Below are 14352 nucleotides of genomic sequence, written 5' to 3'. Positions count from 1 at the left end.
ATACTGATTATTCTACAGATATCGATCGTTTCCCGATCGCCCTCAGCTTAAAATGGTGTTTCTGCCTTTAGGTATAGCGTTTCTCCCAACTGCGGATGCTCAAAGGAAAGTTCCCGCGCGTGCAAGTGTAGCCGATTCGCAGCAGCCCGACATCCGTAAAGTCGATCGCCCAAAATCGGTATCCCCAACCCTCTAACATCCGCTGCATGAACCCTCAATTGATGCGTGCGTCCCGTCAGCGGCACAAACTCGACGCGATCGCAATTTCCCTGTTTCGCCATTACCTGAAAGCGAGTAACGCTGGGCTTTCCGCACTCCCAATTGACTTGCTGGTAAGGGCGATTTTCTGGATCGCCCCAAAGTGGGAGATCGATCGTCCCCGCATCAATTTTTACACTACCTGAAAGCACCGCTTCATAAACTTTGTGAACCTGCTTTGTTTCAAATTGCTGCCTGAGTTTACTGCTAGTTTCTTTGTTCCGCGACAATAGCAAAATACCCGATGTTTCCCAATCTAAACGATGCACCGCCGTCAAATCAAAACTATCAGGCAACAAGTTACGCAAACGACTAAAAACACTATCTTGATTTTCTAAATAACGACCTGGAACTGACAGCAACCCAGAGGGTTTATTGACTGCAATTAACCATTGGTCTTCATAAAGAATCGGTAGCATTTGCGTAACGGGCAAGATGCCCGTTCCACAAGAAATATTATTGCTTGTGGGGTGGGCTTCTCGCCCGCCCGTCAAACCCTCATTTATATTAGAAACAGTCCGATTTTGAGCCAATCCTGACAGCAAAAAACCCATCAACGGCTGACACCGATCGCCACAAGCGCCATAAAATTCTCCCTGTATCTTATCCCCCGATGGCGGCCCCCACCAAAACTCAGCCATTGCCAGCGGTTTCAGATTGTTTGCTGCCGCGCAGTGGAGCAATTTTGGCGCGCAGCAGTCGCCGGTGCCAGTGGGAATAGAATTAGTTGGCATCAATGAGGAGATCGATCGCGATTTACCCAAAAAATTCACCAAAGTGTAAGCCGCGTGCATTTGCGTCTGAAGTTCGCGGGAAAGTTCTTTTCGCCGCTGTTTCAGCGCCCGCATCCGCCGATCCGCAGCTTCAATTAATTGTTTTAGCGGCTGCAAAGTTTCATCTCGCTGCCGTTTCAATTGTCTGCGTTCAATTCCCTCCAAGCGGCTTTCTTGATTCAGTTGTTCCAGGGCAATTTCTAGTGTTTCTGCTGCGAGGGTTTGACACAGTAACTGGCGTTTTTCGTCTCGCTGCTGCTTGCAATTGCGCTGCCGATCGCTCAAAACTTGCAATTGCAATTCAAACTCCCGAAATAAGGCTTCATACTCTTGTCGCTGCGGGAGTTGATTCAGTGCAATCAGTTCCTGTTTCATCGCCTCCAATTGAGTTAACGTGCGGGCTTCCTCGAAAGCAACTCGATCTCGTCCCGGAATCGGTGGCACCCAGCCTTCAACAATGCTGCAACCGTTCAGCAGCCCGGAAAATGCTTTGAGTATCCCCTGCTCCCCCGAAGGCATCTCCACCAGCAATATGCCGTACATCTTCCCCTCGCGAGCGTAGGAATCGTCAGCAGCAAGGTACTGCATTAAACCCCGGCCGAGAGCCTCGGACATTCGAGTGCGCGGCAGTCTCACCAGCTCGCCGCTTTGAGGACAACGGCCTTCGTACCAATAATTGGGGTATGAGTCGATCGACTCCCAATCACAGCCCGTGAAATCTAAAAGCGCGTGCAACTCTAACATCTTAAATTTGGTTTTAAACCTGAATTAGGACATATCTGTTTGTGTCTTGACCCCGCCCAAAAACGGATACAAGTTTCCGACACTCGTCGTGGAGAGATCAAAATTTTAGACTCTGGTTCAAGCTCCCAGATTCATCTGTGGAGTCAATCGATTTTAGATTTTAGATTTTAGATTTTCGATTGAAGCATTGACCCCACGGATAAATTCGGAGGCTCCTTTATGGGATACAGGTTTTTTATTTCTGGACGGATGAATCCGGGGGCTTGTATCCTGGATGCTTTCGGTCAATCGAAAATCGAAAATCGAAAATCGACTGAGCGTATTTTACAGGGTGTACCGAAAGCGGGAACGGTGCATAATTTTATACCTACTACAATTAAGTAAACATTATTGGTCGCACCAAACCTGATATGCTAAATTTGTCTCAAAACAGCAGCGAGTTAAGAAAAGCATAAGTTAATATATAAGACCGCCAGCTTGTTATCCCACTAAATTTTTTATGTGCAAGGCGTATGCCAGACCTCTCGACTTCGGCTACAGAAAACTCCTCAAACCCCCAACCAGCACTGCTGCCGCCGATTTTTAGAGCTTTTGCAGCATTTCCAGATTACGATCGGGGCAATAGATTGTACGCATCGGGAAGGTACGAAGCGGCAATCATTTGCTACGCAAAAGCGGTTCAAATTAACCCGGACGGGGCCCGGGCGTGGCTAAATTTGGGCAAAGCTTACAAGCAACTGCACTCCTACGCAGAAACCGTAGTCTGCGCCGATCGAGCTATTGCAATTAATCCCGAAGAATATTGGGCTTGGATGCTGCGCGGGAGTGCACTGTTAAGTTTGCAGAATCACTCAGAAGCGATCGTAGCTTTAGACAAAGCAATTCAAATCAATCCAGAAAAGCACGAAGCTTGGTATCAGCGGGGCAGAGTATTAGAAGAATTGCAGCAGTGGGATGCAGCAGCAAGCTGTTACAAAAGAGCGACCCAAATTCATCCGAATTTGCCCGCGATGTGGTGCCGGCAAGGCAACGCCTTGCTGCAAGCGGAGCGCTACCCTGATGCCGTGGCGGCTTACGAGCGCGCCCTGAAACTCGTCTCGACTAATGGGGAAGCTTGGCTGAACCGAGGTTTGGCTTTGATGAAGGCGGAACGCTACGCTGAAGCTGTAACTTCTTACGATCGCGCCATTCAACTGAAACCGCAAAATAGTCTGGCTTGGTTCAATCGGGGTATTGCTTCAGCAAAATTGCACAAATATGCAGAAGCGGTGACAGCTTACGATCGCGTACTGCAAATGCAGCCCAACGACTGCGAAGCTTGGTTCTATAAAGGAATGGCCCTCCAATACCAGTGGCCCGATGCAGCAATTGCTTGTTTCGATCGGGCAATTAAAATTAATCCTTTTTATGCCGAAGCATGGATCGGGCGCGGTCAAACACTGTCAGAATCGAGAGATTTTGAAGGTGCGATCGCTGCTTTTGACAAAGCCATTCAAATTAATCCGAATTTCCCCGAAGCTTGGCTGGGTAGAGGCATCGCCCTGGCAGGATTGGAACGCTACAAAGAGGCTATTATCGCTTACAGCAATGCCCTACAAATTGAAGGTAATTTTCTAGAAGCTTGGAATTTGCGAGGCGAAGCACTGGAAAAATTGCAGCAATACGAAGAAGCGATCGCCTGTTTTGATAAAGTAATCTCTCTGAGTTCGGAAGCAGAAATTACATCAAAAGTAGGTTTGCAGCAAGGCGCGGCGCTGGAAAAATTGCAGCGTTACGAAGAAGCCGTCGCAGCTTACAACCGCGTAATTAAAATTGTGCCAGACAACTTTGAAGCGTGGTTGAAACGCGGCAACGCTTTCTCAAATTTGCAGCAGTACGAACAAGCTCTAGCATCATACGATCGAGCAATTACTATCTGGCCCGACAGCTATCAAGGCTGGGTGCAGCGAGGTTTAATCCTGGAGAAAATGCAGCGCTATTCCGAAGCACTCGTCGCTTTTGACCAAGTGATTCAACTCAAGCCCGACAACTGGGAAGCTTGGGCGCAGCGCGGCGACGTTTTGCAAAAATTGCAGCGGACTCAAGATGCCATTACCTCTTATGGAGTCGCCCTGGAAATCAAACCAGATTACTACGAAGCTCTAGTCAATCGAGAAGAATTGAGACTGAAGGGCGCGATGTCAGGAAAGTGGTAATGGCAGCATTCCAATGATAGCTTTCTTTCGTAGTGTTCGCTGTCAGAGTACGAAGCGAGATATATCTTGTTCGCTAGCGGGACACTCGCTCTGAGATATAAGCTGTGCTGTTATCTGACAGCGAACACTCATAAAACTTTCCCTCTTTTCTCTTCCTCTGCCTTCTCTGCGCCCTCTGCGGTGCATAAAAAAATCTAATTGACAAATTAAATAGTATTGCTATATCCGATGAAATTCGATCGACGAAGTAATAATATCGTGTCCGATAAAATAACCCTGATATTTGTAATAAGGTTTTTCGATAGGAAATAATATGAATTATCGCTAAACATTAACTAATCAGAAGATGAATCTGCCACTAAAAATATTGATATCTGGTGGAACAGGCAGGATACCTGCCTGTTCCAGAAAAATGTGTGATGTCAGTTATAACTGATATCGCGCACTGTTCTTAATAATACCGAATCAACCGGCTAACAGCGACAAAAAATCTTTGCTCTGTGCTCGATCCTGCAGCAAGAAACCAAGCTGATGATACCAAGAGTGTCAGAGCTCAATAATCACGAATACTTTCTGTTGCCAATTGCCCGACGGCACCCCTAATTGAAAATTCTGACAGCCAATTGCTGATTCTGCTGGCTTCATGTTATAGTGGTTTTCCAAGAATTAAATTCGGTTGCGTAGTTTGTTGGTGTTTATTTACAAGCGTCTCTCCGAATCTAAATCTCTGCACCCTAATGATTCTGGAGATTTTATGTCGATTTACGTGGGTAATCTTTCATATGAGGTAACATCAGACGACCTCAGCGAAGTATTTGCCGAATACGGTACTGTAAGCCGCGTCCAAGTGCCAATGGACCGGGAAACAGGCAAGATGCGGGGTTTTGCTTTTGTGGAAATGGCAAGCGAAGCTGAAGAAGCAGCAGCCATCGCAGCTTTAGACGGTGCTGAATGGATGGGCCGCGACTTGAAAGTCAACAAAGCCAAACCTCGCGAGAACAACAACAAACGCCCCTCCGGCGGCGGTGGCTGGGGCGACAACGATCGCTCTTCACGCGGACGCTACTAAGCTTTGAGACTGAAAATTTGAGTTTTGGTAGTTGACGGCAGTTGCGAATGCTGCTTTTTTTTGGGGTTGTTCTCTCGACTCGCCAAATAAAACTCGCAAACCTCTAAGTCAGTTTTGCCCCCTCGAAGGAGGGGGCTTTGTTTTTGGCAAAAAATCAAATCGCGCGAGGTACGTCTGCGGTGGAGTTTTTAGTCTAGTTCGTGATTCGGTATCCTCTTAACTTCTTTTTTTAAGAGGCTGTTGGGATTTCTGCGATCGACTCCTGTAAATTATCAAACTAGAATTAAGCACAAAGAAAAGTTAGAATAACGGCAAAACTGAATATTGTCCCCAACAACCAAACTATCTTTACCGAAGATTAGTTGAGAACACCAGCCGAATATCAGCCAATATCTTGATTTTGCCTGAATAAAGATGTCCAAGCTCTACAGCACGGCGGAACTCATTAAAATCCTCGAAGAAGAGCGCCAAGCCTGCTTGCATGGGCGGCGCCTCAACTTGACTCAAACCCCTGCTACAGGCAACCCCGTGATTGACCGCTTTCTCACATCTGAGGGCGTTCAGAAGTTCACTGCCTATCAAAATTTTAAGGCTGCCGTGCACGAATACCAGCGGGAACATCAAGTTTCTGGGATTGTCTGGCGGGAAATGGCGGTTAAAGGCAATACTCTACGCTATCCGGCAGTGGATGACGAATTAATAGCTCTACCGGTTGATTTGATAACGCTGAAGGCAGCTAAGATTTCTATGTTGGAATTCTGGCAGCAGGTAACTGCGGGGATGGATTTGTATTTAAGCATTAACAGCGGGAAGGATTTTCGATCGATCGAGCCGATTGATGTAGAGGCTCTAGCCCAGCGCACAGAATGGGCCAGTCTCTCGAACTGGGAAAAGTTGGATTTTCTGGAAATTTTGTTGCAGTTGGGCTGGGGGAAGCCGGAGGAAGCTTATTACAAGCGGGGATGGCCCACCTCGGGCAGCGAGTACATTCACGCCGTAAAACCCGGGCAGCGGCCGATTTGTTAATTGGTAATGGGGAATTGGTAATTGCTAATAGGATAGGCTGAATTCAGAACCATCGACAACACAGAAATAGAGGACACGGCAGTGCCCTGTCCCTACCCCAAAACCTCCTAGCTTGCGGGGTTCGCCCGCCATCGCCCGATTTGTAGGGACACCGCACTGCCGTGTCCTGAGTGTGGGTAATATCTGAAGAACTCATTTATTACCATCTGACATCTGACAAAGCATCAAGCCAAACCACTGATTTGGATCAGTCCAAACTTGCACCGGCATTAAACCGCGCTGCGAAAGTTCTTCCTTTACAGTATTGAGATTAAACTTGCGCGATATTTCGCTGCGGATAGTTTCTCCCGCTGCAAATTCAACCGTTAAATTCAGAGCGCGCAACTGCACTGTTTGCGCTTTTTTACTTTTTAAGTGCATTTCAATTTGACATTCCTCTTGATTGTAAAAAGCCCAATGCTCGAACTGCGCTAAATCAAAATTTCCCTCATACCTCCGATTTAAATGCCGCAGCATATTCAAGTTAAATGCCGCCGTCACTCCTTGGCTGTCATCGTAGGCAGGCTCTAAAATATCCTTAGATTTGTCTAAGTCAATTCCCAGCAAAAAATACTCTCCCGGCTGCAATGCACCGACAATTTGCGAGAAGAATACATCGCATTCTTGAGCGTTGAGATTGCCGAGGGTACTGCCTAGAAAGCAAATCATTCGGGTTGGCAACGGCGACGGTGCCATTTTAGCTAAGGCTAATTCGTAAGTGCTGACAAGTCCGTGAATTTGGAGCGACGGATAATCTGCCAACAGTTGACAAGCGCTGCTTTCTAGGATGCTAGGACTGATGTCGATCGGCAAATAGTGCAGGGGATATTCCAGTTGACTGTAAGCATCGAGGAGAATCCGAGTTTTGGTGGAACTGCCGCTGCCGAGTTCCACGATTTCGCAGGGGCCCGTTAAATTTGCGATCGCCCCCGCGCACCCCTGCAAAATTGCCGTCTCAGTGCGTGTCAGGTAGTATTCCGGCAACTGGCAAATCAACTCAAACAGGTTTGATCCGCGATCGTCGTAGAAATACTTTGGAGGCAGGGATTTGGGGTTTTGAGTCAACCCGCTAACTGCATCGCTGCCAGCATTGATTTCTGCGGGTGTCGGTGCCGCAGCGCTCACCAATCGCTCTAAGTGTAGTCGGTTTTCTTTGGTTGAGGCTGAGTTTGCCGTGTCGGACAGTCTTGGGGATTTCATAAAGTAATTTTTAGATGCACATCTGGGTATAGCACGCAGTCGCGTTGCCAAATATCGCGCTCAAGTCAGATTTTTCATGCCGATCTACGTTATGTATTGTCTCACCCGATGGCGATCGCATCCAGAATTAAAACTTAAAATTTATCCACAAGAATTATTGAATAATTAACCAAACTTGTTTTCCTTGAGCTTGTTAAATCGGAAAAACTTGGGCATTTCGCAACCAAATTTCGTTGCAAATTCCCTTTCTGGCCATTGATATGATATCCGTAAAATAAGCGTTATCAGGCAATTTTTGAGGACTTTAGTCCTCTGAAAACTCCGAGTAATTAAGTCCTAAATCTGAATAAATTTGATAGCAGTTATAATTACATAGCGAACTACTTAGCGCAGCGAAAACCCGCAATAATTTGCCGCACGCCCGGATAATACCAATTCCGAAAACTCGATCGCAGTGCCTGCGGAAAAGTCGCCCAACTCCCGCCTTTTAAAACCCGGTGTTCTCCATCAAAATAAACTTGAGAATATCCCCTGTAAGGATAACTTTCAAATCCCGGATAGGCGTCAAAGGTTGAAGCAGTCCACTCCCAAACATTGCCCAACATATCGCAGCAGCCGGCCGCACTTGCTCCTTTGGGAAACGCATCAACTGGCGAAGTATTTGCAATATTATTGCCGTGATTGCACAGGCTGCCATTTGGCGGTTCTTCTCCCCAAGGATAGATGCGATATTTTTGATTTGTGGCATCCCAACTCGCAGCTTTTTCCCATTCGGCTTCCGATGGCAAACGCTTGCCGGTGAAGTTGCAGTAAGCTTCGGCTTCGTACCAACTGACGCCGCAGACAGGATGGTTGTTGAAAGCTGGATTTTCTGACCAGTAAAGCGGTCGAGAGACGGCTTCGACTTGCAGCCATTTCCAGCCGTCCGCTGACCACCAGTCAGGGTTTTGATAGCCGCCGGATTCCATGAAATCTCGGTATTGACGGCAAGTGACGGGATAGCGATCGATCGAGTATGCTTCTAAATAACACAGGTGGCGCGATCGCTCGTTATCCAAAGCCTCAGCAGCATCGCTTCCCATGTAAAATTCCCCGCCCGGAATTTCAATCACCGGAGAATCGGTAATTGGTAATTGGTAATCGGTAATTGGTAATTGGTAATTGGTAATTAATCTTCCTTCCTCATTGCCTCTTCCATCTTCCTTCTTCCATCTTCCTTCTTTTATCTTCCTTTGCATTTGCAACACGAAAGCAACAGTTTCGCAGTGCTGGCTTTCGTGCTGAATAATAAACCGCCAGAGACGTTCTTGCTCGTCGATAGGCGCTACTTCCAAATAATCTAACACCTTTTTTCTTACCGCGTCCAGATATAATTCAACTTCAGGTAATGTCGGCAGAAAAACCCGTTGTTTTTTCGGCAAAATATCCGCAGCAAACAGTTGGTGATACTCAGGAAAGACTGGCTTCAACCCAGCACATCGCTGCAACAGCCACAAATCCTCAGTATAAGCAATGTGACCTAAGTGCCAGCCAACCGGACTGAACTCAGGATGAGCTTGGCGGCAAAAAATATCGTAGTCGATGTCTGCAAATAGCTTGAAAGTGCCGCGGCGACACTGCTGCAAATCGTGATAAATTGCCTCTCTACAAGATTGGATAGATTTGGATATCACGATCTACTCCGGTACTGATAATGCTCTGGACTGGACACTCGTGCCAATTGCCAGCAAATAAAGGTTCAGAAGCAATGATGACGGAATCCGGGAAATTTAAATCGTCTCGCACCCAATAGAGGGAAGGAGGGGCTTTTTGGGAAGCAAAGCGAGAGGCAACGAGCTGGTGTCCGTCGCTGATAATTATATTAGCTGAAAATTCTACTTGGTGAAAGTTTGCTAGCTCTGCCAAAGTTTTCAGCGTGTTTTGCAAAGCAGCTTCTAGAGTTAGATTTGCGGCTGTCAATTCATTGACAAACAAGCCGAAGATATGCTCTGAATCTGTAGTGCCGTTAATTGATTGATAAAGCGTATCGCTGAGCCGATCGCGAATTGGTCTGTAAAGAGTTTGCCGAAAATTCTTCACGAAGCCGTTGTGTACGAACAGCAGGCGATCGTTCTGAAACGGCTGACAGTTGCTCAAATCTAGAGCTTGTCCTGAAGTTGCACTGCGAACGTATCCGATCGCGCATCCGGATTCAACGTATCGACTGATACTCGGAAGGTTAATGTCGCTCCAAATTGGCTGTACATTTTTATAGGTAAACGGGTCACTATCTAGGTGCGGGTGATACCAACCAAGACCAAAACCGTCAGCATTGAGTACGCCAGAAGTCATTTCGCGGGGCTGGTAACTCTGCACAATTAGGGAATGTTCCGGCTTGTACAGAATAGTATCGAGTAAAATCGGCTCCCCGAGGTAGCCAAGCAAACGGCACATAAAATTTTTGTAGCAATTTGATTAGCATTGTAAGTCATTAGCCGAAAAATTGCCCGAGCTCGCATCTTCAGCGCTGGAAGGTTTTTTGTAGCCCGCTGCCAGCATCGCAGTACAAACGGTAAAGTTAAGGTAGAACCCCAGCAGCACAAGGAGACTCTTGAATGTTCCTCGACGAACTCATCCCAATGGCGAAAGAATTGATCGAACAGCCGATCGCCTTCACTGGCGGATTTTTTTCTGGCCTGCTTCGACTCAACCTTTACGAAGAGCCCGTTAAAAGTTGGATCGACGAGCAAGCCGGTTCAACTTCCTACACTACTCCCCCAGCCGAAGCCACCAACGGTAAAAGCACGGGGCCTCAGTCAATCTCGATCGACTAAGGAAAAGCATTGACAACCTCCCACCGCTAATTCGGGATATCGAATATAGCGGGGGATTCCAAAGAGCGCTCTTTGGGCTTCCTGTTTCTACGGGTTGACTTGCTGAAAAAAGTTTCCTCACCCAAGTATTGGTCAGTCTCACGCCTAAGCGTTAATTCCGATGTGACCCACCGGACTTAATGCTTTTTCTAAAAAGTTTCGTGCAGCGTTCCAATCTCTGTCTTGAGTGTGCCCACAATGGTAGCAAGTAGGTGTTCTGCTGCTTAAAGACTTTTTGACGACCTCCCCAAAATTCGAGCAATTTTGTGAAGTGTCGTGGGGTGGTACAGGAACTGTTACAAAGCCGAACACTTTCCCAAAATACTCAACTCAACTACGGAACTGAGTCCACAATGCGTCAGCAATGGATTGAGAAAGATGTCGATTTTTCACCATATTTCACACCTTCAAGTCCTCATAAGCAACTATGTCGTGGGAAATTCCTACGCACCTTGCCGTTTTAACAGCAAATTCTTAACGAAACGGCGACTTACCTTGAGGTGTTTTCGAGCCAGCTTGTTTCTAAAGTTAGCTCTATTTCGGGAACATTTTTTGGTCTTAGACATACGACGTTGAAGTCGCCTCAAAGACTTTTCAGATTTACGAAGATGAGGCTAATTTGCTACTATTTACCCGTCGGTATCGGTGTAGAAGTGATTCAATCCCACATCAATACCGACATTATGGGCAGTTGGTTCACGTTTCTCCAAGCGTTCTTGCTCAAGACAAAATTGAGCGTAGTATGCGTCTGCACGACGCACAACGCGGACACGCTTAATCTGCTTCAATTAATAGAAATGCCAATCGCTGGTTCCCCACATTTTGAAGGTTTTCCCTTGAAAACCGTCACAGAAAGTGATATATTACCGCTCTTCGGAAAGCTTGAATCCACTGATTTCGGACTCAAAAGAACCATGTACTTGTTATTTTTTGAACCTAGGATACCCGTTTTTCCCTAGTTGGTTCTTCTTGCAGCTTTCATAAAAGTGAGAAATGGCAGACCATGCTCTTTCAGCGCTAGCTTGACTTACCATATAATAGAGGTTTTTAGCAAACTCAAGTTGGCTTGCCAGTACAGCGCAATATGCACTTCACTTGTATTTACCAATGCCTTTGTTGTCCATCCAGTATCTCAGGCAACTGTTCCGAACACAACGACCAGTGCCAATAGCTTCATTCAGCTTTTTGTACTGCTCTTTCGTTCCTTCCAGTTTTGCTCCCAATACCAACATTTTTACACTCAACTCCTTGACTTAAGTATAGCTCATTGGCTAGTTGGGTGTCTACAGAAATTGTCAAAAAGGAAACTGCACCCCGCCCTTTTTATAGCGCGCTTGAAAATTAATGGGAGTGCGTCTCCTTTTTGACGAGCAATTCATCTAAATGAGAAAGACTATACTATACAATATGTGTTCGTGACTCTAGCGAGGATCGCTGTAGTAGAAAGAAGTAAAAATATTATGTTGAAAAAAATGAATTTACAAACCAGACTGATCGGTGCATTTCTGATTATGGGACTTTTAGTATTTTTAGTTGCCTGGGTAGGATGGAACTCAACATCTAATCTCAGTCAACACATAGATACTATAGGTAAAAATAACTTACCGAGTATTGAAGGATTATTGAAAATTAACCAGGGACAAACCCAAATTGAGGCATCAGAGAGAGCGCTAATTAATCCGGCACTCAGTCAAGCAGAAAGGCAAGATGCCTTAAACAGAATGGACAAGGCTTGGCAGCAGATTCAAGATGGGTTTAAAGCATACGAAGCCACTCCACGCGTCTCAGAGGAAGATGCACTATATCAACAAATGCTTAAGTATTGGGAGGATTGGAAGCAAGAAGATCGAGAACTCCTGCGAATTAATCAAGAATTTGAAAAAGTTGGAATTTTCAATCCTGTGGCTTTGCAGCTAAAACTAATTAAGCAGGGTAAAAGTAATTCGCCCGAAATCGCAATAGCAAACACAGCTACTAACATTTTGGCTAAACTTAGTCAGCAAGCTAAGGTAACTCGCGTTAAATTTATCGAATCTGAAAAATCAACATTAGCAGTTGTTGAGTCTAACAAGAAACAAGCAGATGACGCTTATAAAAGTGCAGAAACTGATATCAGTAAGACTCAAGTAGCTGTATTCTTGGGAATGACAGTTGGACCGCTAACGGCGATTATTTTAGGAATAGCTTTAAGTATAGCGATCGCCAAACCTTTAGATAAGGCCCTGAAAGGTATTATTAATATGATTGTCAGTTCTTCCACCGAGATCGCTGCTAGCATAGAGCAACAGGAACGTATTGCTGTACAACAAGCTGCTTCTGTTAATCAAACAACTAGCACAATGGATGAATTGGGCGCATCATCAAGGCAATCAGCTATGCAAGCCGAATCAGCCCTTGAGAATGCCAGTCATGTCTTAAACATGGCAGCAGAAGGCAGTAAAGTAGTGCAGAAAACGCAGCAGGGAATGTTGACTTTGACGGAAAAAGTCGGAGGGATAGCGGAGCAAGTTTTACATTTGAGCCAGCAAACCAATCAGATTGCTAATATTACTAATTTAGTGAGCGATTTGGCTAATCAAACTAATATGCTGGCAATTAACGCTACAGTGGAAGCAGTGCGCGCCGGAGAACAAGGAAAGGGGTTTGGGGTGGTGGCGAGGGAAATTCGCAGACTCGCAGATCAAAGCAAGAAATCGGCGGCTCAGATTAATGATTTGGTAAACGATATTCAGAATGCCATTAATAAGACAGTGAGTGTAACAGATGAGGGTAATAAAACTTTAGATAAGAGCCTGAAGTTGACTGAAGGTACGGCGGAGACTTTTAACAATGTTGCTAATGCAATTAACAGTGTTGTTGTCAGCAGTCAGCAAATTTATTTGAATACCAAACAGCAGGCGATCGCTATTGAGCAAGTGGTAGATGCGATGAATGTTCTGAATAAAGGAGCAGCGGAAACAGCCAGCGGTATTACCCAAAGTCGAGTTGGCACTCAAACACTTAACAAAGCGGCTTTAAATCTCAAATCTGTAGTTTAATTGAGAAAAGTAATATCCTCAACTGGGGATTAAGGAGATGGGGAGAAAATTTTCCCAATTCCCCATTTCCAATTTCCAATTCTCTATTTTCCCAAAGGATTGAAGGTGACATCTGCCGTCTATGGAAGGGCTGGGAAGATGTCAAGTAGGTTTCCTCAAAGGGCTGTATAAATGTGTATAGCAATTCTCAAGTGAGTTAGGTACAAATTTAGATTTTAGATTAAAGAATTGAAGAAGTGGGGAATTGGTAATTAACTGGCAAGTACCTCGCGAAAGTTGAGAACCGCTAGAGCAACGATCGTGGCGGGGACTAACCTCATATATTATACCTTGTTAGTCGCTTTGTTTCTGAAGATACTTGGCGATTCGTCGCCCACAAATCACTCATCAGATTAAAATCAAATATTGTTCCGAGGTGGGATTCCTCACCGCCTCAAAATTCATCTCATCACTCACTCGAACGGTGAGTGAGAGCTTGTTTTTAATCGAGCTAACTATTGCAGCCTATACAAAGGGTTTGTGAATGTGGCAAACCCTTTTAGTCAGATTCGATCGCCGAGTCGTATGCTAGATAGCACTTAAGAGTTAAATTAACCGGTTATTATGTATAGCACAACAAGTTCAGTTCGATCGACATGACTATCTATATTGGAAATCTGTCTTACCGCGCCACCGAAGAAGACCTGAAAGCAGTATTTGCAGAGTACGGTACTGTCAAGCGAGTTGTTTTGCCTACCGACAGGGAAACCGGTCGGATGCGCGGTTTTGCATTTGTTGAGATGATGGAGGATGCCCAAGAAGACGCTGCAATTGCCGCATTAGACGGTGCAGAGTGGATGGGGCGCCCCTTGCGAGTGAATAAAGCTAAACCCAAAGAAGAGGGAAATCGAGGCGCAGGTATCAAGAGAAACGACGGATATTAGTCCGCAATGCAGCGGTTGACATCCTCTCGGAACCCACCTGATGCGCAAGTGCGCAAGTAGCGCCGAATTGCTACCTGCAGTTGATTTTGGGGATGCCATGTCAAATCCGCTGCCCAAAAACATCGATTCTTTATGGGCTGCACTTGATTCATTCTTTTTGACAACAGTTCGGACATATTTTGGGAGAGTCAGGCTCTGAGAGAGCCGTATTCTAGGAGTTTTCGGTAGTTTGGAT

12 protein-coding genes are annotated in these 14352 nt (G+C 45.7%); 6 read left to right on the top strand and 6 right to left on the bottom strand.

Translation table 11 applies throughout. The annotated features are described in order from the left end of the window. Window positions 1–47 precede the first annotated feature (47 nt). Window positions 48–1775, bottom strand: coding sequence for a pseudouridine synthase (locus QUA13_RS16280; protein ID WP_333200066.1), 1728 nt, complete (start codon window positions 1773–1775; stop codon window positions 48–50). 512 nt (window positions 1776–2287) lie between these two features. Here QUA13_RS16280 and QUA13_RS16275 point away from each other — a divergent pair. From QUA13_RS16275 to QUA13_RS16265, 3 genes are all read left to right on the top strand, one after another. Continuing rightward, window positions 2288–3970 (top strand): tetratricopeptide repeat protein, encoded by a 1683-nt coding sequence (locus QUA13_RS16275; protein ID WP_172192487.1) that lies wholly within the window; start codon window positions 2288–2290, stop codon window positions 3968–3970. Window positions 3971–4724: 754 nt separating this feature from the next. Next, window positions 4725–5039, top strand: a complete 315-nt coding sequence (locus QUA13_RS16270) for an RNA recognition motif domain-containing protein (RefSeq protein WP_172191763.1) — start codon at window positions 4725–4727, stop codon at window positions 5037–5039. Between the two features lie 414 nt (window positions 5040–5453). Further along, a complete protein-coding gene (locus tag QUA13_RS16265) occupies window positions 5454–6065 on the top strand; it encodes a hypothetical protein (RefSeq protein ID WP_333190600.1) in 612 nt (203 codons plus the stop codon). 192 nt (window positions 6066–6257) lie between these two features. Here QUA13_RS16265 and egtD read toward each other — a convergent pair whose 3' ends face one another. The 3 genes from egtD to egtC all read right to left on the bottom strand — a co-directional run bounded on the left by egtD (window position 6258) and on the right by egtC (window position 9737). Continuing rightward, window positions 6258–7304 carry an L-histidine N(alpha)-methyltransferase gene (egtD, locus tag QUA13_RS16260; RefSeq protein ID WP_333200063.1) on the bottom strand — a complete coding sequence of 349 codons (1047 nt, stop codon included), beginning with the start codon at window positions 7302–7304 and terminating at the stop codon, window positions 6258–6260. 380 nt (window positions 7305–7684) lie between these two features. After that, the gene (locus tag QUA13_RS16255; protein ID WP_333200061.1) at window positions 7685–8977 is read right to left on the bottom strand and encodes an ergothioneine biosynthesis protein EgtB; all 1293 of its coding nucleotides are present in this window, start codon (window positions 8975–8977) and stop codon (window positions 7685–7687) included. After that, a complete protein-coding gene (gene egtC, locus QUA13_RS16250) occupies window positions 8949–9737 on the bottom strand; it encodes an ergothioneine biosynthesis protein EgtC (RefSeq protein WP_172191771.1) in 789 nt (262 codons plus the stop codon). The genes QUA13_RS16255 and egtC overlap by 29 nt, the downstream gene beginning before the upstream one ends. 161 nt (window positions 9738–9898) lie before the next feature. Between egtC and QUA13_RS16245 the strand changes: the two genes are divergently transcribed. Then, window positions 9899–10117, top strand: a complete 219-nt coding sequence (locus QUA13_RS16245; RefSeq protein ID WP_333200058.1) for a hypothetical protein — start codon at window positions 9899–9901, stop codon at window positions 10115–10117. Between the two features lie 144 nt (window positions 10118–10261). Here QUA13_RS16245 and QUA13_RS16240 read toward each other — a convergent pair whose 3' ends face one another. Next, a complete protein-coding gene (locus QUA13_RS16240; protein ID WP_333200056.1) occupies window positions 10262–10468 on the bottom strand; it encodes a zinc ribbon domain-containing protein in 207 nt (68 codons plus the stop codon). 317 nt (window positions 10469–10785) lie between these two features. Beyond that, window positions 10786–10917, bottom strand: coding sequence for a hypothetical protein (locus QUA13_RS16235; RefSeq protein WP_333200054.1), 132 nt, complete (start codon window positions 10915–10917; stop codon window positions 10786–10788). Window positions 10918–11616: 699 nt separating this feature from the next. On the opposite strand from QUA13_RS16235, the gene QUA13_RS16230 reads away from it, so the two are divergent. Continuing rightward, window positions 11617–13194: a methyl-accepting chemotaxis protein gene (locus QUA13_RS16230; protein WP_333200052.1), complete on the top strand. Its 1578-nt coding sequence runs from the start codon at window positions 11617–11619 to the stop codon at window positions 13192–13194. A 635-nt stretch (window positions 13195–13829) separates the two neighbouring features. Further along, complete coding sequence (locus QUA13_RS16225; RefSeq protein ID WP_172191775.1) at window positions 13830–14117, top strand: RNA recognition motif domain-containing protein; 288 nt, start codon at window positions 13830–13832, stop codon at window positions 14115–14117. Window positions 14118–14352: the final 235 nt, after the last annotated feature.

This window comes from Microcoleus sp. S28C3 (genome assembly GCF_036700785.1).
GTDB lineage: Bacteria > Cyanobacteriota > Cyanobacteriia > Cyanobacteriales > Microcoleaceae > Microcoleus > Microcoleus asticus.
This window is presented reverse-complemented; position numbering and strand designations above follow the sequence as displayed.